Annotated in this window: 22 protein-coding genes; 8 read left to right on the forward strand and 14 right to left on the reverse strand. The window is 59.8% G+C overall.

Translation table 11 applies throughout. The features are described from left to right. Positions 1–4: 4 nt before the first annotated feature. The 10 genes from HGK27_RS07695 to HGK27_RS07740 all read right to left on the reverse strand — a co-directional run bounded on the left by HGK27_RS07695 (position 5) and on the right by HGK27_RS07740 (position 10414). The gene (locus tag HGK27_RS07695; protein ID WP_206239997.1) at positions 5–643 is read right to left on the reverse strand and encodes a chemotaxis protein CheX; all 639 of its coding nucleotides are present in this window, start codon (positions 641–643) and stop codon (positions 5–7) included. Then, positions 640–1023, reverse strand: a complete 384-nt coding sequence (locus tag HGK27_RS07700; RefSeq protein ID WP_206239998.1) for a response regulator — start codon at positions 1021–1023, stop codon at positions 640–642. Before HGK27_RS07700 ends, HGK27_RS07695 begins: the two co-directional genes overlap by 4 nt. Positions 1024–1070: 47 nt before the next feature. Continuing rightward, positions 1071–1334: a hypothetical protein gene (locus tag HGK27_RS07705; protein ID WP_206239999.1), complete on the reverse strand. Its 264-nt coding sequence runs from the start codon at positions 1332–1334 to the stop codon at positions 1071–1073. Then, a complete protein-coding gene (locus HGK27_RS07710) occupies positions 1331–3268 on the reverse strand; it encodes a chemotaxis protein CheA (RefSeq protein ID WP_206240000.1) in 1938 nt (645 codons plus the stop codon). Before HGK27_RS07710 ends, HGK27_RS07705 begins: the two co-directional genes overlap by 4 nt. Further along, a complete protein-coding gene (locus tag HGK27_RS07715; RefSeq protein ID WP_241126925.1) occupies positions 3268–4116 on the reverse strand; it encodes a CheR family methyltransferase in 849 nt (282 codons plus the stop codon). The genes HGK27_RS07710 and HGK27_RS07715 overlap by 1 nt, the downstream gene beginning before the upstream one ends. After that, positions 4113–5201 (reverse strand): chemotaxis-specific protein-glutamate methyltransferase CheB, encoded by a 1089-nt coding sequence (gene cheB / locus HGK27_RS07720; RefSeq protein ID WP_206240001.1) that lies wholly within the window; start codon positions 5199–5201, stop codon positions 4113–4115. Before cheB ends, HGK27_RS07715 begins: the two co-directional genes overlap by 4 nt. Continuing rightward, on the reverse strand, positions 5198–6694 hold the full coding sequence (locus HGK27_RS07725) for a chemotaxis protein CheW (RefSeq protein ID WP_206240002.1): 1497 nt from the start codon (positions 6692–6694) through the stop codon (positions 5198–5200). Before HGK27_RS07725 ends, cheB begins: the two co-directional genes overlap by 4 nt. Next, positions 6615–8534: a methyl-accepting chemotaxis protein gene (locus HGK27_RS07730; RefSeq protein WP_206240003.1), complete on the reverse strand. Its 1920-nt coding sequence runs from the start codon at positions 8532–8534 to the stop codon at positions 6615–6617. The genes HGK27_RS07725 and HGK27_RS07730 overlap by 80 nt, the downstream gene beginning before the upstream one ends. Before the next feature lie 137 nt (positions 8535–8671). Then, positions 8672–9115, reverse strand: coding sequence for a DMT family transporter (locus HGK27_RS07735; protein WP_206240004.1), 444 nt, complete (start codon positions 9113–9115; stop codon positions 8672–8674). Positions 9116–9118: 3 nt separating this feature from the next. After that, positions 9119–10414, reverse strand: a complete 1296-nt coding sequence (locus HGK27_RS07740) for a Gfo/Idh/MocA family protein (protein WP_206240005.1) — start codon at positions 10412–10414, stop codon at positions 9119–9121. Between the two features lie 211 nt (positions 10415–10625). Between HGK27_RS07740 and HGK27_RS07745 the strand changes: the two genes are divergently transcribed. The 5 genes from HGK27_RS07745 to HGK27_RS07765 all read left to right on the forward strand — a co-directional run bounded on the left by HGK27_RS07745 (position 10626) and on the right by HGK27_RS07765 (position 13720). Next, entirely contained in the window at positions 10626–11891 is a 1266-nt protein-coding gene (locus tag HGK27_RS07745) for a cation:proton antiporter (RefSeq protein WP_206240006.1), read from the forward strand. Next, complete coding sequence (locus HGK27_RS07750) at positions 11888–12571, forward strand: alpha-ketoglutarate-dependent dioxygenase AlkB (RefSeq protein ID WP_322099021.1); 684 nt, start codon at positions 11888–11890, stop codon at positions 12569–12571. The genes HGK27_RS07745 and HGK27_RS07750 overlap by 4 nt, the downstream gene beginning before the upstream one ends. Before the next feature lie 43 nt (positions 12572–12614). Then, entirely contained in the window at positions 12615–13133 is a 519-nt protein-coding gene (locus tag HGK27_RS07755) for an inorganic diphosphatase (protein ID WP_206240007.1), read from the forward strand. Positions 13134–13266: 133 nt separating this feature from the next. After that, positions 13267–13443: a DUF3606 domain-containing protein gene (locus tag HGK27_RS07760; protein ID WP_206240008.1), complete on the forward strand. Its 177-nt coding sequence runs from the start codon at positions 13267–13269 to the stop codon at positions 13441–13443. Between the two features lie 13 nt (positions 13444–13456). Beyond that, positions 13457–13720: a DksA/TraR family C4-type zinc finger protein gene (locus HGK27_RS07765; protein WP_206240009.1), complete on the forward strand. Its 264-nt coding sequence runs from the start codon at positions 13457–13459 to the stop codon at positions 13718–13720. Between the two features lie 202 nt (positions 13721–13922). Here the strand turns inward: HGK27_RS07765 and HGK27_RS07770 are convergent, their stop codons facing one another. Further along, complete coding sequence (locus tag HGK27_RS07770) at positions 13923–14108, reverse strand: hypothetical protein (protein WP_206240010.1); 186 nt, start codon at positions 14106–14108, stop codon at positions 13923–13925. Positions 14109–14194: 86 nt separating this feature from the next. Next, positions 14195–14599: a DUF3429 family protein gene (locus HGK27_RS07775; RefSeq protein WP_241126927.1), complete on the reverse strand. Its 405-nt coding sequence runs from the start codon at positions 14597–14599 to the stop codon at positions 14195–14197. A gap of 29 nt (positions 14600–14628) precedes the next feature. Here HGK27_RS07775 and HGK27_RS07780 point away from each other — a divergent pair, with 29 nt between their 5' ends. Next, positions 14629–14832, forward strand: a complete 204-nt coding sequence (locus tag HGK27_RS07780; RefSeq protein ID WP_206243374.1) for a hypothetical protein — start codon at positions 14629–14631, stop codon at positions 14830–14832. A 37-nt stretch (positions 14833–14869) separates the two neighbouring features. Here the strand turns inward: HGK27_RS07780 and HGK27_RS07785 are convergent, their stop codons facing one another. Continuing rightward, positions 14870–15415: a type 1 glutamine amidotransferase domain-containing protein gene (locus HGK27_RS07785; protein ID WP_206242937.1), complete on the reverse strand. Its 546-nt coding sequence runs from the start codon at positions 15413–15415 to the stop codon at positions 14870–14872. 256 nt (positions 15416–15671) lie between these two features. On the opposite strand from HGK27_RS07785, the gene glgX reads away from it, so the two are divergent. Beyond that, complete coding sequence (gene glgX, locus HGK27_RS07790; protein ID WP_206240012.1) at positions 15672–17810, forward strand: glycogen debranching protein GlgX; 2139 nt, start codon at positions 15672–15674, stop codon at positions 17808–17810. A gap of 294 nt (positions 17811–18104) precedes the next feature. Here the strand turns inward: glgX and HGK27_RS07795 are convergent, their stop codons facing one another. Further along, on the reverse strand, positions 18105–18509 hold the full coding sequence (locus tag HGK27_RS07795; protein WP_206240013.1) for a hemerythrin domain-containing protein: 405 nt from the start codon (positions 18507–18509) through the stop codon (positions 18105–18107). Positions 18510–18719: 210 nt separating this feature from the next. Here HGK27_RS07795 and HGK27_RS07800 point away from each other — a divergent pair, with 210 nt between their 5' ends. Then, the gene (locus tag HGK27_RS07800) at positions 18720–19415 is read left to right on the forward strand and encodes a lipid-binding SYLF domain-containing protein (protein WP_206240014.1); all 696 of its coding nucleotides are present in this window, start codon (positions 18720–18722) and stop codon (positions 19413–19415) included. The last annotated feature ends 19 nt before the right edge of the window (positions 19416–19434 follow it).

Here is a 19434-nt window from a genome sequence, read left to right on the forward strand (position 1 = left end):
GGCCTCAGCCATCATCGCCGACGACGCGCGCGATAAATTCTCCCAGCAATTCCTTCAGGATTTCGAGAGAGGGTATATCCATGATCATCGCAATATAGCCGCGGATGTCCCGGCTGCGCACGGCAAAATCGATATAGAGGAAAAGAACCAGCCCCCGGCCACCATTCTCCTCATTAACCTCGAACAGGTTCGCGCTCGTTCCGCGCAGAACCTCCGGAAGCGTCATCGACAAGGAGCGCTTGAGCATGTTGGCCATGGTTGCCAAACAGGCGTTGAGGATGATGTTACCCGTCTCACAGAGCGCCTCACCCTCCATCTCAACGATCTCATCGGCGGACAGTTCACCGCCGGTCACCGCCCGGACGAGTTCGAGACTGTTGATTTCCGGAAAAATGAGCAAGGCACGACCGGAAAAAGGCCCTGAAAAATCCTGGCGCACCGCGACGAGATCGCTGACTTCCCGTTCGCTGATCAGGCGGGCCGCCCGACTTTGGCTGACGACCTCGATCGATGGGACAGAGAGCTGGACCTGATCGCCGATCATCTTGCGCAGGCTCGAGGCAGCCCGGCTGACGCCGATGTTGACGATCTCAGTGAGCGCATCGCGTTCGAGACCGACAAGGGTGATGCTCTCTGATGTCACAGGCGGCTTGCTTTCAGGCGCAGAGCCGCACCGGATAGGAACGGTTCGAGCGCTTCGGGCGTCACAGGCTTGGGAACGAAAGCAGCGCCGACCTCTCGCGCACGCGCGATAACCTCGTCCTGAATGTTGGCGGTAATGATGGCGATGGGCATGTCGGGGAACAGAACGCGCAACTCGCCCGCAAGTTCAAGTCCGTCCTTCTCGCTCATGTTAAAATCGACCAGAGCGAGGTCAGGGGTGGCATTTTCAATGATCTCGAGCGCTTGCGCAGCGCTGCCCGCCTCGAGTTTCTCCCAATCTGGCTGCAGGCTGGCCAGCGCCTTTCCAGCGACGATCCTGGCAAGCTTGCTATCATCAACGATCAGAACTTTGACTGGCATTGCTTCCTCCGGGTCGCCCTTGATCGCGCCCCTCAATCAAGATGCTGTTAGAAATTTTTTTGCGCCCTGTCGCGCTTTGAAATCAGGCCCCACATGAGCTCATGGCTGAGCGAACCATCAGAAGGTCGACCTTGAACGGCGGGGCTCAAGGCGAGAAGAATCTGCATGACAGCGGTATGAAGCTTCTTCGCCTCCGAAATGTCGACAGCAAAATCCGGATTTTCCTGGATCTGGCGAAGCAGATCCTCCGCGTCATCGGCAGGGCAACGGCCCATAAGATGGATGACACCTCCCTCAACCCTGACGCTCATGCCATCAACTCCGGAAGGTCGAGAACCAGAAGAACGCTGCCGTCCCCCATCAAAGCCGAGCCCATGATGCCCCGCGACAGAGCGAGAATGCCACGGGGGGCACGCAGCACCGTGTCGAGTCGCTCAGCGAAATTCCCGATGCGCAAAGCGACCATATCACCCTGAAGCTGGGTGATCACGAACCTGGCCGGGTGACCTTTGTGTGGTGGCAGGTTCAGGAGTTCTGCCAGATCAAGGACCGGGATCGCCTTGTTACGCAGGAGAAGGACCTGGCCGCTGCCCGCAGGCCTGATGGCGGTTTCATCGATGCGCACAGTTTCCCTGACCTGGTCGAGCGCAAGTCCGAAACGGTCTAGGCCGACGGTGACAACCAGGAGCCGGGTGGTCAGCGCGTGGGCGGGAAGTCGCAATTGGAAACATGTGCCCAGGCCCGAACTGCTTTGAATATCAATCGAGCCCCGTAACCTGGCAATCGCCATGTCGACCGCATCCATGCCTACGCCGCGCCCAGACAGGTCGGTGACCTCAGCGGCGGTGGAAAAGCCCGGGCGGAGAATGATCCTTAGCGCCGACTGATCGTCGAGACTTTGGGATTCGGCATGTGTCAGTAGCCCGCGCTCCACCGCGATCTTGCGAATCCGGGCTGGATCGATGCCCGCGCCATCGTCGCTTATGGCAAGAATGATGGCATCGCTCTCCCGGCGCACTGCGAGAGAAACCTTACCCTCTGCATCCTTTCCGCAGGCAAGCCTGACATCCGGGCGCTCTATGCCGTGGTCAATTGCATTGCGCAGCAAATGAAGGAGCGGTTCAAAAAGAGCATCGACGATCTGCTTGTCAGCCTCAATCCCATCGCCGGTGATCGTGAAATCGATCTCTTTGCCCAACGTATGGGCCATATCGCGGGCAGCGCGGGGCAGGCGGCGTAAGGCCGGCGCAAGGGGAACCTGTTGTATCCGCGTGAGATGGCTGCCAAGCCCGGCGGTGATCCTTTTGATGTCGGTGTCGAGCGCCCGCAATCGAGCCGCCAGATCGCGATGTGCAACCTCGATTTCGGCTGCGAGCGGGGCAATGCGGTTGGTCGCAACGACAAGATCGCGCAGGCCATCGACCAGGGCATCAACGCGAGCTTGCTCTACCCGCAGCAGTTGGGTTTCACGCATCGCCTCGATCGAGGCGAGCGGGCTGTCATGTCCGGCAACGGAGGCTGTCTCCACCTGGTCGGGCTGAAGACGAAAGGCGGCTTTGATTTCGCTTTCGGACGCCGCGCTCAGGCCTTCGATCACGATAAAGCAGGAGAATGGCTCAAGGTCGTCCGATGCGGGCCAGCTATCATCTCGGGGCAACATGGCCAGCGCCAGCAATTGCGGCACGGTTTCCACGACCGAAAGGGGGTCTTCACCCCGAAAGAAGCAATCTGGATCCGGGCAATAGCGAAAGGCCACGAGGCTGCCTTGCTGAGCCGCGATCACAGATTTCTCACGTTCAAGAAGGGTGGAAACCCAGCTCGCGGGTTCAGGCCTGGAGGGTAATTCAGAGTGAGCGAAAGAGGGCGTGTGTTCCTGGTCGAAAAGTGCAAGGAGTCGGGCGCCCTTCTGCTGAGCGTCTCCTGACAAAGACTGGTTGCTCTCCATTTCGTCGATCCAGCGATCAGTCTGATCGAGGCAGGCCAACAAATTTTTCACGGTCGACGCGTTCAGTCCGGCCGTACCCTTTCTCGCTTGGTCGAGCCGGTCTTCTGCACCGTGAAGCAGCCCTTCGGCAGCAGCCAGACCAAAGATGGCAAAGGAACCCTTGAGGGTATGGATGGCACGGAAAACGCTGTCGATGGCCATGCGGTCATCCGGGATACTCGCCAGGAGCGCCAGATCCTTGCCCGCTTGGGTGACGAGATCACGCGTCTCGATCAGGAATTGTTCGAGCAATTCGTCCATCAGGGCCGACGATAGACAATTGCGTCGTCAAGGCGAGTCGCCTCGAAGCGATCAGAGATGTTTTTCATAGATTCGCTGTGCCCAAGGCAAAGATAGCCGCCCAGCTTTAGCCTGTCGTAGAGGAGATCGGCCGCACGCTTCCGCGCGTCGTCGTCAAAATAAATCAGCAGGTTGCGGCAAAGAATGACATCGAAGCTGCCAAGTCCTTCCACGCTGGAGGGATCGATAAGGTTGGCCGGGGTAAAGCGTACCGATTCGCGAAGGTCCTGAATGATCTGGCGCTGGTGCCCCTTTTCAATTTCAAAGTAGCTTTCGCGGATCTGCTCGGGCAGCCTCGCGAGCGAACGCTGCGAGAAATGGCCGTCACGCGCTTTGGCGAGCGCAGCGGTGTCAATGTCAGATCCGACAATCTCGATGTTGAACGCATCGACCAGGGCCCAGTTCTCAAGAAGCCAGATCGCGATGGAATACGCCTCTTCGCCTGTGGCACATGGCATGGACCAGATCCTGATCAGGTCTCCAGGCACCCGATGCCGCACGATAGAGGGCAGCATGTGCCCGGAAAGGGCAGAAAGGTGATGGATTTCGCGGTAGAAATAGGTTTCATTGACGGTGAACGCGTTGATCAGCTCCTGGCGTTCGCCGGGCATATATGTCGCGAAGTCGAGATAGGCAGCGGGCGCGGCAATACCGGTCTTGGCCATACGCTCGACCAGCCGGCGTTCAATGTAATAGCGCTTGTTCTCACCAAAGGTCATTCCGGTCCAGTGCCGGATCAACACCGCCGCACGCGCGATGACCTGGTCGTCCGGAGCCACGGGAGCCGGCTGGTCGCTTCTGCCGCTCACGGGGCGACCGCCTGACAAATGGCGCTGGCAACCTCGCTGAGATCAAGGATCTGGCTGGCGCCGGAACGTTGCACCAAGGCGCCGGGCATTCCCCACACAACGGCACTCGACTCGGCTTCGGCGATCGTATGACCGCCAGCCTCTTTCAATCGTGCCATTGCTGCAGCGCCATCGGTCCCCATGCCTGTCAACAACACACCAAGCAGGCACTCGGGTGCAACCAGCTTCATGGCGCTTTCGACCATACGATCGACGCTGGGATGCCAGAGATGATCAGAGCTTGCCGGGGCAGGGAGGGCAACGAGATGGCCCTGCCTGCGAGACAGAATAAGATCAGTATCGCCGCGCCCGACATAGGCGTAACCGGGACGCAGCGGCATAGCGCGATCGACCTCCACCACTTTGAGCGACGTCAGCCGATCGAGGCGTCGAGCGAGCGGGCCGGTGAATGCCGATGGCATGTGCTGCGAAATAAGGACCGGCCAAGGGCATTCGGCCGGAAGCCCGCTCAGCACGACATCGAGGGCTGGAGGCCCCCCGGTTGAACATCCCAGCAGTACGAGGCCCGCCGGCGGGTCATGCCCTTCAGCGACCAGATTCATACGGCGCGTGGGCCGTATGACAGATGCGGACTGCGCAAGCGCGGACTTCTTCGCCCGCAACCTGTCCTGCAGCCGATGGCTGCGTGCAACATGCGCGCCGGCGGCGGCACGGACGCGTGTCACCAGTTCCGGGGCAATGCGGTCAATCTCCAGGGACAGGGCGCCACGCGGTTTGGGCAAGAAATCGACAGCGCCGAGCGCCAATGCTTCAAGCGTCTCTTCGGCTCCCTCTTGCGTCAGCGACGAGACCATCACCACCGGGCAGGGGTGAAGCACCATGATCTTGTCAAGGCATACCAATCCGTCCATGTCGGGCATCTGGACATCGAGCGTAATGACCTGCGGGGAAAAGTCGCCAAGCCGAGCAAGCGCCTCCGCTCCATTGCGCGCCACGGCCACTTCAAAGTCGCCGGCCTGGGTGAAGATTTCGGTCATGAGGCGCCGCATCAGCGCGGAATCGTCGATAACGAGCAGTCTGATCACGGTGCTGACTTCAGTGCCTCTCTGCTCAGTTCAAGGAGCAGATCGCGTTCGGCGGCCTCAAAAAGTTGCTGGGGACTGACGATGAGGATCAGGCTCTCGTCACCGTCGGCTTGGGCGACGCGTTCAAAGACACGAAGACCCTCCACCCCGAGATCAGGCGCCTCTCTCAATGCAGCGATCGGAAGCCGTCTTATTCCCTCGACGGTATCGACAATGAAACCCGCCGTTAGAGCGCCGATGGTCAGCACGACAACTCTGGGCTTCTGGCTGGCAGCGCTACGCCCATGGAACCGTTGAGGCTGATCGATCACCGGCACGATGTCGCCATCGATCTGCATGAGGCCCTTCACGAATTCAGGCGCGCGAGGCATGGATGTCAGGTTTGGTGGAAGAAGGCTTACACGCAGCACAGCCTCAATCGGCACGGCATAGCGGGCGCCCTCGATGCCAAAGAACAGAAAGGTCTCGAAAAGTTCTTCCTCGGCAGATGCGGTCATCACGTCAGGTCCCCGGCTTCTGCTGTGCGGCATGGCCGCCTTCAGGTCGTCCTTGACCAACTGGTCTGGCGAAAGAATGGAGACAAGCCTCTCGCCGCCCTCAAGCCGACAAATCGCCTGGACGCGCGCTTCGCTGCCGCGATTGAGCAAGGGTGAGACAGGATCGATGGACTCTTCCGTCGCCCGCTCCACATTTCGCAAGGCATCGACGACAAGGCCGATCGTGTGTCCGGCGATCCTGGTGACCACGATCCGTGCCTGATGCGTTGCGACGCCTTTGGGAAGGCCCAGCAAAACGCCCAGCGAAAGGAGAGGCAGTGTTGACCCGCGCCAGGCGATATTTCCGATAATCGCGGCTTCGCCATTTGGAACTGGGGCGGCCCGGGTGGGGAGGCGCAGCACATCCTCGACAGCGGCGATCGGCAGGGCAAATTCCTGCCCGGCCACAAGAAAGGTGACCAGAGGCAGCGTTTCAGCCTGCCTTGTGCCAACCTCGATTGCCTCAGCGGAGGCTCGGTGGGTACGAGGATGCAGACCGCGAGGGGATCGGCGCTGAGGCATTGCGGCTGCGATAAGGCCAGCCATATCGAGCGTTGGGATCGTCGATGTTTCAGCTGTCTGGTTGATGCGCGTCACACCGGTCACGGCCAGGCCAACGGGACCGTCAACATCAATCAGGATGATTTTTCCGATCGGCCCTTCCGGTCGCCCAAGAAGGGACGCAAGGGAGAGTACGGGCACCGGTTCGCCGCGAAACGCTGCCAGGCCAAGGAGCGCCGGTGGCGCGTGAGGAACGCGGGCCAGCACAGGGACGGGCATAATTTCCCTGACAGTGGCCGCGGCGATGTTCATCTCTTCATCGTCGAGCCTGAAACCGAGAACCCGGCCAGTCGAGGCAGATGCGGCGGACAAGGCGTCAGGACTGCGCGGCGGCGAAAACGGTGGCGAGCGATGCAATATCCTCAATCGAGGCTGCGAGACCGTCAGCCGCTTCATTCTGTTGGCGAGCCGTTGCACTTGCCTCTCTTGCCGCTCCGGAAGCGAGATCGGCAGCCTGAGCGATTTGTTCGGTACCGCTGCGCACTTCGCGTACCGAACGCAAAATGTCCTGCGTCCCGGTGAGAATGACCTCGTTCTGGTCCCGCGCAACCCGCAATCCGTCCATCACTATGGAAAAACGCTCGACCATGGCGCGGTTGCGGGCAACCTCCGCCTCCGCAGCGCCCGCGATTTGTTCAAGATCACGGCTGATGGCAATGATCTGTTCCTGGATTGAACGGGCGCCGTCCTTCCCGTCTTCGCTGCTTTTCGCCGCTTCGCCCGAAAGCTTGCGAATGTCGGCTGAAACCAGGGCGAAACCGCGTCCTGCCTCGCCCGCCCGAGTGGATTCGACCGTACCACTCACGGCGAGCATGCTGGTCTGAACGGCCGCCAGTGCCAGACGATCGGATGTCTTCTCGATGTCGCGACTGGTGGCATAAAGGGCGTTGAGAAGGCCGAGAACGGCCCTGACTTCCGAAACAGCCGAGCCAACGCCTTCGGCGAGCCCATCAATCCGCCGGGCACTTTCCTCCGCTGCAAGCACGATTGCGCCTATGCGCTCGCTCGCAGACTCAGAGCGGGAGCGGGCGAATTCGGCAGATGCCTCGATCTGGCCCATGGCAACGTTGGCTTGTGCCGTGGCGGCAGCCTGAAGCTGTGTACCGCGTCCGATCTGCTCAAGCGCGATCAGGATCTGCCCGGCGGTCCCTGACAATTCCTGCACTGTCGCGGACAGTTCTTCGGCAGCGGCTGCCAGTTGTTCCGCGCCTGATGAGCGCCCTGCGGACTGATCGAGGTTTTCGCTCAGCGTCCTGAGTGCTTCTGCTGTCTTCTGGCTTTCGGACAGAGAATGCCCCTGCTCGTCGATCGCCTGCCTGGCTTCATTCGCCGCAGCGGCTTGCTGCTCGGCTGCTGCGGCGACTTGCTGCGCCCCCTTTTCGGCCTCCTGCGCCGCCCGGTCGGCCTCGGTCGCCGACTGAAGAACCTCCTGGGCACCGAGGCCAAGTTCGATCAGGTTTTCACGCGCTTCGGCTAGGCGTGTCACCACATCACGCCCAGCCTTGGCCTCGTCGGCCGCTTGTGTGGATGCTGCACGGACACGCTCTGCAATGCTGCCAACCTCCCGGGCAATACCAGCGGCCAGTCTGGTGATCGCCATGGCTCCGCTCTCCGAGGTTTCGGCGAGCAAGCGGACTTCGTCCGCAACAACCGAAAATCCGGCTCCTTCGTTGCCTGCGCGCGCTGCCTCGATCGCGGCATTGAGGGCCAGAAGACTTGTCTGGTCCGACACATCGACGATGGTGCTGCCAACATGCCCGATCTCTGCCGATGCCGCTTCGAGGCCGGTGATGAGGTCGACCGTAGCTAATTGGCGTTGCGCGCTTAACTCGATGGCTGCGACTGAAGCCTCGATAAGACGTGCGATCTCGTCAAAGGCGAGCGCCGCCTGGTCTGCCTGCTGGCTCGACGTTTGCGCTCGACTGCGGGCTTCAGCGAAATTGGTTCCGAGTGCGGCAATCAGCCCCAATGATTCCTGGGCGGCGCCGGCAGCCTCCTCCGCGCCGCTGGCGATATGATCCATCGTGCGGGCGAGTTCGCGGGAGGCTGCATTGGCTTGTCCCAACCCGCTTGCCAGATCCTGCGTTGCCTGCACGATACGATCCTGAGCCGTCAAAGACCCTGCCGCAGGAGATTTGCGAGGGCGCCGGGCCGGGCTTGGTTTTGCTGTAGGCCCGGCTTTTTCGGCACTCCCTTTGGCGCGCGTTCCCAAAGTCGATTTTTTGACGAGCGCCATTTTTATGTCCCGGTTTGTGTGTTGAAACTCGTGTACGTCAGGCCGAAGGGCGGCGCCAGAGCGTTTTCGCCAAGCGGGCTTTGGCTTTCCAGCCACCAAGGCCTGGCCGGAGTACGTTGAGGCAAAGGCGTACGAGGTTAAAATGCCGCTATCAGTGCGACGCCAACGATCATCAGAACCCCGCCGGCAATGCGGCCTAAACCCGCCGGGTGAACAGAAAAGCCCATCCAGCCGAAATTATCGAGGAGAAGCGAGGCTACTGTTGAAGCGGTGACAATGAGCCCGACAAAGAGCCCGGCTCCAAGCCTGGGCGTAGCATAGACTGTTGCCATAACGAAACCGAGTCCGAAGACCCCACCTGCCCAGGCCCACCAGGGTGCCTGGGCAATTGCTTGTCCCTGAGGCAACTTTTCACCCGCGACCAAAGGCAGAATGAGCGCGGCGATGAGCGTGACTGCCGAGATGATGGCAACCGTCCACAGCGGTGCGGTCAAGCTCCTTTGCAGCATCTGGTTGCTGCCCGACTGGAGCGCGCTGGTGACGCCACCAGCGATGGCGAGCAGAATGAAGAGCGCAATCATCGCTCAGCTATCCGCCTTGGGGGGAGGGCCGCGAAAGTGATCGAGCCCGGCAAGGGCGGGGAGGTGAACCGGTTTTCCGCTGCGCGCGCTTTCATAGATTGCTTCCATGAGGCGGTGGTCCTGCACGCCTTCTTCTCCCGGCGTGTAGGGATCCCGCCCGGTCAAGACACATTCCGCCATATGATCGATCTCGGTGGCAAACTGGTTCTTCGCCTCGATGACGATCTCGTCGTGGCTGGTGGCATCGCTCTCTCGCTTCGTCACAGTCATGCGCTGGCCGAGATACTGGTAGCAATTGGGCATGTCGACGGCAGCGGCGGCCAGGTTCAGGCGCGCATGCTTGTCGTCGCGACCACCATAGCTGGTGAAACAATTGGCGATGGTGCTGGAGGGAAAACGCAGCATGAAGGAGACGGTCTCTTCCACCTCGGAAAAACGCGGGTCGCCGGGCGGGGCATAGGTGGTGGCAAAGATCTCCACCGGCTCCTCACCGGTCATGAAACGTGCGGTGTTGAGGCAATAGAGGCCAATGTCGAACAGCGAGCCGCCGCCCGCCATTGCCTTCTTGTGACGCCATTGGAGATGGCCGTCGGCCGCAACGGTCTGGGTGTTGATGCCATGATAGGCGAGCAAACGGCCATGTGCACCCTCGCGCACAGCCTTCATCGCGCGCCGATTGAAGGGCTCATACTGGATGCGATAGGCGACCATCAGTTTGACAGCCTCGGCTTTGCAGGCATCCACCATCGCCTGGGCATCCTTCGCGGTGACTGACATCGGCTTTTCGGTCAGCACATGCTTGCCTGCCTTGGCTGCCCGCTCGGTATAGAGCCGGTGCATGGCATTGGGCAGCACAATGTAGACCACCTTGACTTCGGAATTGTCGCGGATGCGGTCGAAGTCCTCGTAGCTGTAGCAGGCTTCGGGCTTGATACCGTATTGTGCGGCCACGGCATGCAGCTTTTCGGGGGAGCCCGAGACCAGTGCCACCGGCTTGGCCATCAATGATTTTGCGAAAGCTGGAAGGATTTCGCCCAGTGCAAGCCTGCCCAGGCCGACGATAGCGAAACCGACACGTTGTTCGGGTGGCAACGGGGCAGGCGGGGGCGAGGAGGGGGTGTCAGCCGGATCACGCCAGTTCGGGAAGCTGACGCGGGGACGACCGTCCGGGCCAGGTTCGACGTGACCTCTATCGACGGAGCTGGGGGGTGTGAAGGTGGCGCCCATCGCGCTCGAACCGAGAAGCAGCCCGGTTCCACCCACCCCTGCGGCTTTGATCAGGCGGCGGCGGTCAATCATGTCCCGGTGATCTGACAAGGCTGAATCTCCACTTCGCCTGAAAAGGCCGTGCTGTCAGTCCAATGCCTCAGACGGCGGATGGGTCGGCTTGCCCTGGCTGCCAGAGGAATTTTTTGTGTCAGCTATACCGATTGCCATAACCCGGAGAGGTGCACGGGCGCTTCAGTCAGGCTCCTGAGGAGCCTGTTCAAATGTCGGGTGTTCCATATCCATGCTCGCAATCTCTTATCCCCTCACGCTTCTGGTTGTCGGCGCACTTTTGCTGTTCGGAAGCTGGCTGCCGATGCTGCTGAGCCGATTTCCCTTGTCGTTGCCCATGTTGTGTCTGGCCGGCGGGTTCGGCCTTTCCTTCACCCATCTGGTGCAATTGCCACCCATGCCGTGGGGGAACAGTGATCTTGGCGAGAAGATCAACGAGATCATCGTGGTACTCGCCCTGATGGAGGCCGGGCTGCGCATTGATCGCCGTTTCAGCATTCGGAGTTGGGCGTCGGTATGGCGGCTCCTTCTCGTTTCCATGCCGCTCACCATCCTCGCCCTGATGCTGCTGGGGCATTATTTTCTTGGCTTTGGATGGGCTGCGTCGCTTCTTCTGGCAACTGCTCTGGCGCCAACGGATCCGGTTCTGGCTGCCGACGTACAAACCGGGCCGCCCGGATCGGGAGACGATGGCGAGACACGCTTTGCGCTGACTGCCGAAGCGGGCCTCAACGACGGACTGGCGTTTCCGTTCATCCTGCTGGCGCTGATGATGCAAAGCGGAGCCAATGCATTCGGGCATTGGCTGGCCGTCGATACCGTGGGGGAACTTGCGATCGGTACAGTGGTCGGACTGGTCGTTGGCCGGTCGGTGGGTTTGCTTCTCTTCAGGCTGCCGTCGATCAAGCTGTCAAACACCGGCGAAGGTCTGGCCGCCGTGGGTGCGACCCTGCTTTGCTATGCTGCCACGACGATGTTGCACGGCAACGGGTTTGTCGCTGTTTTCATTGCGGCGATTATGATCAGGGTCGTATGCCCTCAGGACGCTTTCCATGTGACCATGGCCGAATTTGCCGCACAGGTCGAACGGGTGCTGGTGATGCTGATCCTTCTCATCCTCGGTTGGGGTCTCGGTTCCGGCTTGCTTGCTGCTCTCACTCCCGTTGGTGCAGCCGTTGCCTTGGGGCTGATCCTTATCATCCGGCCGGTCAGTGCCCTGATAGCATTCCGGGGATCAAGGGAGAGTGGACTGTCGCGCAGGCTGATCGGCTTTTTCGGGGTCAGGGGCATCGGAACGCTTTACTATCTGCAATATGCGTTCAACCGCTCGGTCTTCGCTGAGCGCGCTCAGATATGGGCCGTTTGCTCATTGGCCATTGCAGCATCGATCTTCCTGCATGGCTTGCTTACCAAGCCAGCGATGGCTCGCGCCGATGCGCGTCGCGCACGGCGTTCGAGCGGAACACGGGAAGACCTGTTGCTAACTGAGCCCCGATGAGCCTCTTCCACCTCCGGGATCCTGGCGAACCTTGCCCCGCAAAATTGCCTGTTTTGCTTGCCAATCGTGGGGTGTTTGGGCTGGAGAAGACCGTGATGTTTGATCTATTTGATACACAGCTTATCCCCGGACTTTCTGCACAGGATGGCTTTTGCACGCCTGACAATGAGGCGTTTCTCGTCGAGCAAATCGAAGCGCAGGCTCTCGCGCCCTTTCGGTTTCAGGGATGGTTCGGCAAGCGCCTCACAGCCTCATTCGGATTCAATTATGATTTCGAGACCGCTGCGTTTGCGCCTGCAGAACCCATTCCCGCCTGGCTTGAGCCGATCCGGGCGCAAGCTGCAGCCTTTGCCGGGTTGAAGGCTGGAGATTTGGTGCAAGCCCTGCTCCTTTGTTACGATCCTGGAGCCGGTATCGGCTGGCATCGCGATCGTCCGCTTTTCGAGCATGTCATCGGGATCTCACTCGGTGCAGATACGTCCATGCGCTTCCGGCGTCGAACAGAGAAGGGCTTTCAGCGTCTGTCCCTGCCGATCCTCTCTCGTTCGATCTATCACCTGTCCGGAGAGGCGCGGTATCAGTGGGAGCATAGTATCGCGGACATGAGTGAGAAACGCTGGTCCATCACATTCCGTAGCCTGTCTGCCAGGGGGCGTGACTTCCTTTCGCGCGGTAACTGACCCTTCGTCGAGTTCAGGCGTTTGCACCCTGCAGGAGGCGCCCGTGAACGCATTGCTCATTCCAAATTGTCTCGATGGGCCTCAAGGTGTCTGTCGTGCGGTGGTTGAAACACCCGCCGGGCATCGATCGAGGTTCGACTATGACCCGACAACCGGATTGTTCGAACTCGCGGGAGTCCTGCCGGCAGGAATGTCGTTTCCAGTCGCCTTCGGCTTTATTCCGTCGACGCGCGCCCAGGATGGTGATCCCGTTGATGTGTTGATCCTTGCCGATGATGAGTTACCAGTGGGTTGCCTCGTCACAGTTCGGTTGTTGGGCGTGATCGAAGCATGGCAGACCGAGGGCGGCGATATCTTTCGCAATGACAGGCTGATCGCGCGTGTGGCCCAGTCACGAGCCTTCGCCGATGTCGAAGACCTCTCCAATCTGGGAGAGGCCTTTATCGCAGAATTAAGCCACTTTTTCGTGACGATGAACGACCTCAAAGGCCGATACTTCGACGTGAAAGCGGTAGGAGACGCGCAGACAGCTTCAGACTTTGTCCAGAGAGCCCAGATTTGAAGGTGGTGTGGGACTGTGCACAGGGCGTTGCCTATGGCGACGGAACCGGCCGCTGCGTTCGGGTATGCTCCTGGAGCGCTATGCAACCGCAAGATGCGTTGGGCATTTCACTCTGCAGATGATGGAGATCGAGATGAACGAGAAGGACGGAAGGCACCGGGAAAGCCACAGTGCAGACATATCGATGATCCGGGAAGGGGAGGTCAAGTACTGGGCGGCTCATTTTGGAGTGCCAGAGGAAGAGCTGCAGGAGGCCGTCGATACAGTTGGCGAAAACGCTGCTGCTGTGAGGGAATATCTCCGGCGATAGAATGGAGGCAGGCATGGCAGGCGGATGGACCCGGGACGGAGCGGTACAGGATCAGATTGACGACACCGTGAAGGATGCGGTCGAACTTGCCCGATCGCGGATGCAGAGCGGCGATGGCGAGAGCCACTGCGTGATATGTGGTGAGCAAATTCCGGAAGCTCGACGCAGGGCGCTCCCCAGTGCAAAAACTTGTGTTCCCTGTCAATCACGGCGCGACACAAGCGCCGCCGTTTCAGCCTTCAATCGCCGCGCAAGCAAAGATAGCCAGCTAAAATAGACGCTGTCGCTGTAGATTGAAAAGGATGTGTGTGCCTCTTTTATCGGTGGCCAGCTCGCTGTCATTCATGGCAGCTAGAGTGCCGTAAGGAGTCTTCTGTCGGAATCGGGGACACTGTCTCATCAGAGATATGAGGTGATTTGTTTCCGTATTTTTTTAGCAATAATGCAAATGTCCCCGCCGAAGCGGGGACAGTCGATCCTTACTTTTCCGGCTGGCCCGTGCCAGGTGTTGTGGTCTTTGGGGCCTTCCCGTCCTCGACACGACCCTCATTGCGAAGTTCGCGGCCTTCCTGAGCCTTTTCCTGCGCTTCGGGCGATTTGCCATGCTCGTAGGCTTCTTCTTTCACAAAGCCGGCGGCTTCCTTGATCTTCCCAGTGATCGTCATGGGGTGCTCCTAACATTATGCCATGATTATTCATGCGCATCTTTGAAGCGCCTTGCAGAGCGTATGGGTCCATTGAAGATTTAACTTTAAAGTGTCGCGAGGCGCAGGAACAGGGCGACTAGCGATATAACTGCGATCGCCATCTGCGGAGGCCGCAACTGCCCGAAATGCGCAGGCGCATGACCTTGAAGAGCAGCGTTAGCATCGAGCTTCGCGACAAAGGCGAATCCTGCAGCGAGGAGGGCAGCTGCCCATCCGTTCAATCCCGCCCAGGCGCAGATCAGAGCCAGGCCCGCAATCGATACGTACAGTATCATGGTGAGGATTTCGATGCGTGTCGAAGCTTTGGGCTGTCCGAAGCCAAACCCTCGTCTGACCCCGCCGACAAAGGAGAGGATAAGCGCTGCCCAGATGATGGTGAGGCTTGCGGCATCGTCGCGCAGTGGTGGGAATAGCCAGGCGCCGATTGCGCCCAAAGCCATCGGGATCATCGGACCATATCCGAAGACAAGACTGTCAAGTGGTATCGCTGATGCGGGCGAAGCTGGGCGAGTCATGCCACTTTGCCCCGGTCGCGCTCGCCCCCTTCAACCCAAGTGTTTCGGCTTTGGATCAGGAAGTGGCCATCTTTCGGGGCGCTCATTTTGATCTTTTCCGGGAAGGGTTGCAGGTGCAGGATGCGGCATCCATTGGCATGCCACGACGCATCACGAGACAGCATTGAGCATCTCTCGTGATGCGTTCGTCGGCGCTTTTTGGGATCAAATTTCTGCGCTGACAGCCATGCCTTCCTGAAGCGCGGCGATGATTGCCTTTGCAAATGCCGGGATATCGGCGGGCTTGCGGCTGGTGATGAGGTTGCCATCAACGACCACCTCTTCATCCACGACCTCGGCCCCTGCATTGCGCAAGTCGGTACGGATCGATGGCCAGCTGGTAACCTTGCGACCGTCGAGGACATCGGCTTCGGCCAGTAACCAGGGGCCATGGCAGATTGCGGCAACCGGTTTGCGGGCCATCACGAAGCCCTTGATCAGTTCGATCGCTCGGGGCTCGAGCCTGAGATTGTCGGGGTTCATCTGCCCGCCAGGCAGCACGAGAGCATCGTAGCTCCCGACTTCGACCTCATCGAGCGTCTTATCCACGCCGACGCTGTCTCCCCAGTCTGTATGCTGCCAGCCCTTGATTTCACCCGCCTTGGGGCTGGCGATCACGGTTTCAAAGCCAGCCTGTTGAAGGGCATCCCGAGGGCCGGTCAGCTCTGATTGCTCGAAACCATCGGTTGCGATGATGAGAACTCGGCTCATGCAAAAATCTCCTGAAATTTTGGGTTTCTGGCGGAATGGACGGTCAGAGCCATTGATCCGGGGCCATTCCTCGGGTTGGCGCGGCGCAGGGCCGGTCTGACGATGCAGTGGGAAAGCCAGCACCTGTCTGATCGCTTCACTGTTGTGTTCGGTCAGGCGGGAACCGCGTTCGGCGCCAGCGCTTATTTTGTTATGCCTTTGCAGGTGCCCATACGGGTCATTGGTGGTGGCAAGATTCTTGTCAGGAGTTTCCCGAATGACGCCTTTGGCGCCCGCAGAAGCAATCTTCGACTTTGCCAGGCCAGAGCGCATTTATCCGGATATGGGCGCAGTGTTCGACGGGCAGGGGACACATTTTGCCGTCTTCTCCGAAAACGGCGAGGCCGTGGAATTATGCCTGTTCGGCCGGGACGGAATGGATGAAATCCGACTGGAATTGCCGCATCGCGAGGGGCATGTATTTTCCGGCTATCTCCCTGGCGTCGGGCCGGGGCAGCTCTACGGCTACCGCACGCACGGCGCCTACGATCCGGGGCAAGGCCACCGGTTCAATCCCAACAAGCTGTTGCTCGATCCTTACGCCCGCTCGGTGAGCGGCAGCATAAGCTGGGACGACGCGCTTTGGGGTTATGATCTGGCTTCGGGTGATGACACTTCCTTCGACGCACGCGATTCTGCCCCCTTCATGGTCAAGGGCGTGGTGGAAGACCCCCGCTTCGACTGGGAAGGGGACAAGGCAATCCGCCGGCCCTGGAACGAAACCATCATCTATGAGGCACATGTACGCGGCTTGACGATGCGCCATCCAGGTGTACCCGAGGCATTGCGCGGCACCTACGCGGGGATGGCCTGCGATGCTATTCTCGATCATCTGACGAAGCTCGGCGTCACGGCGATCGAACTGCTTCCCTGCCAGTTTTTCCTTGATGACCGTATGCTGGTGGAAAAGGGACTGTCAAATTACTGGGGGTATCAGACCCTCGGCTTTTTCTCACCCGAACCGCGCTATTTGGGGGCAGGGGAGCTTGCGCCCTCGCCGATCCGCCAGTTCAAGGACATGGTGCGGCGCTTCCACCGCGCCGGCATCGAAGTGATCATGGATGTGGTCTACAATCACACGGCCGAGGGATCGGAAAAAGGTCCTACACTCAGCTTCCGCGGTCTGGACAATGCCAGCTACTATGTTCTTTCCGATGATGACCGGCGCTATTGTTACGATGTCACCGGCACCGGCAATTCGCTGTCCGTTGCCCACCCCATGGTGATGCGCATGGTCATGGACTCTCTGCGCTATTGGGTCGAGGTGATGCACGTTGACGGATTTCGCTTCGATCTGGCTTCGACCCTGGGACGGCAGGGGCTCGGCTTTGACCGTGGCGGGACGTTTTTCGCTGCCATGGGACAGGATCCGGTGCTCTCGGGTGCCAAGCTGATCGCCGAGCCGTGGGATGTTGGCGAGGGCGGTTACCAGGTCGGCGGCTTTCCTCCGCCATTCAGAGAATGGAATGACAAGTTCCGTGACTGCATGCGCGGCTTCTGGCGCGGCGACAGCGCCCTTGTCGGCGATCTGGCCAACCATATGCTCGGCTCGCCTGAACAGTTCAATCATACAGGGCGGCTCGGCACGACTTCGGTGAATTTCCTCTGTGCCCATGATGGCTTCACGCTGATGGACACGGTCAGCTATGCTCGGCGCCATAATGAAGCGAATGGCGAGGGCGGTGCTGACGGTCACGACAACAACCTGTCGGACAATATGGGCGCGGAAGGCGACAGCCAGGACGATGCCATCGTCGAGGCCAGGGCGCAGCGCCGCCGGGCCATGCTGGCAAGCTTGTTGCTGGCGCAGGGTGTCCCGATGCTGCTTGCGGGAGACGAGCTGGGCAACAGCCAGAAGGGCAACAACAACGTTTATTGCCAGGATAATGAGACGAGCTGGGTCGATTGGGCTCACGCCGATTGTTCTCTTGCCGACTTTGTCGGGCAACTCTGCGCTTTCCGAGCCGCTCATCCGGTTGTGGCACAAACCGTTTTCCTGCGAGGTGATGCCGAACGACCCGAAGTTGTTTGGTTTCAGCCAGACGGTCGAGAAATGAACGATGACCTATGGGGGCAGGACGAGTTGAAGGTGCTCGGCCTTTACCTCGATCGCTCCTTGCGCGAGGCTGGTGAAGAGCGGGACGGAGAGCGCCCCTTGTTCTTGATTTTCAACGCTGGCGAGGCAGTGGACTTTACCCTGCCTGATCAGGGAGATTCTCAGGGCTGGCATCTCGTTCTGGACACCACCCGCAGCGCGCCTTTCACCTTCTTCGAGCCCGGGCACAGTGGCTCGCTCGTTGCCGGACAACCTGTCGTTGTGCCGGCAGGCAGTCTGAGCGTGTACGCGGTGGGATAACTCAGGAGGGAGGCGGTGCCGTCTTCAGTTGGGTTGTGTCCCAATCGGGACATCGCTGGTTTCGGTTCCTGGCGGAAGTCGCAGGTTTGAAACCGGTGTATGATGCTGGATGTGGCCTGGCGAAACCGCCAGGCAATCCCTTCGCATGCGCCTGGCGGTAAGCTTGTTTGTGGTCAGGCGGCTCGCGGAGCCTCTGCCATCAACTCGGCCTTGCGAGTTGCCATTTGCTCGCCCAAAGCCTTGAGATCCATTTTGCTGTCGCGGCATTCAGAGAAGAGTTCGGTTTCCTCTTCCTCAACATGGTGGTTGATCTATTCGCCCAGCACGGACTTTGGCATCAAAAAGCGGATCACCAACCTTGCCTGCCTGGATCTGGGCGATCAGCTTCTTGGCGCTGGCATGTTCGACTTCGGCTTCATCGAGCAGATCGTCGTCCTCGATCGCGTCATATGCCGCCGGATAGAAGAATTCCTCCTCAGTTTGCGTATGGACAGTGAGGGCAAGGCGGATTTTGTCGGCACTCTTCTGCTTGGCTTTGTCATCCTCGGTCTTGTCATAGTCCGTGAACCAGGGGTAGGCCCCTGAGTGCCGACGGAAAGGCAGTAAGGCAGCAATCAACCTTGAACTGTCCGTGGCAATTTTTCTCAAGTGAGGCGCATTCCGTGCAATTGTCGGACGTTGCCATGTGATGCCCCACATGAAAATTCTCGAGCGGCCGGTTCGATCGCTCGGTCTGCTCGCTTAGGCTGGCGACAACCTGATGCGCTACCTGCACCACATCTTCGTCGCGCCGGTTACATCGTTCGCACTGGAAGAGTGGCGGAACAACGGTTTGGTCATGATGTTAAAGCTTAGGCTCGGGCAACATAGAGTGCCCGGTTCTTCCAGCTGCCCAAGGACTGTTCTCTCATGACCAAGCGCTTGATCGTATCTTCCATCCTCGCCATCATGACCGCAACCACGATGATGGTCGCTGGCCCGGTGGCAACGGCTGCACGCGCTCCGAGCGCGAACAGCGATCAGGCTCACGGGCCGCAGAGGCTGGTCGACAAGGCCGCGTCGGTGGCAGTCGAGTTTCAGCGCGACAAGGGCGAGGCCGGCATCATGAGTCACGCGCGCGGCATGTATATCGTTCCCGAATACGGCAAGGCCGGTTTCATCATTGGCGGCAAAGGCGGAGCGGGCGTCGTCACGGTTCGCAACGGCGCAGGCTGGACCCCGCCAGCATTCTATAATTTCGGTGGATTGAGCGTGGGCCTGCAGGCCGGCGGCACCGGCGGATCGCTGATCTTTCTGCTGATGAACCGTAAGGCTATCGACGCTTTCCGCAGCGGCAACAAATTCGCGTTGACCGCCAATGCCGGCCTTTCGGTCGTGACATATTCGACCGGTACGCAAGCCAATCTGGGCCGGGCAGACGTTATCGTGCTCAGCAACACGAAGGGTGCCTATGCTGGAGCAACGATTGAGGCGAGCAACATCGGCACTGATGATGGTCGCACCAAGGAGTTCTATGGTCGCAACGTCAACCAGAACGCCCTTCTTGACGGGCGAGTGGCTTCTACGCCGGGCTCGCGCATCCTGCAGCGCGTTTTGCCGCGGTAGGGCCAATTTACAAACGTCA

Origin of the sequence: Novosphingobium terrae, from assembly GCF_017163935.1 — a bacterium.
Classification (GTDB): domain Bacteria; phylum Pseudomonadota; class Alphaproteobacteria; order Sphingomonadales; family Sphingomonadaceae; genus Novosphingobium; species Novosphingobium terrae.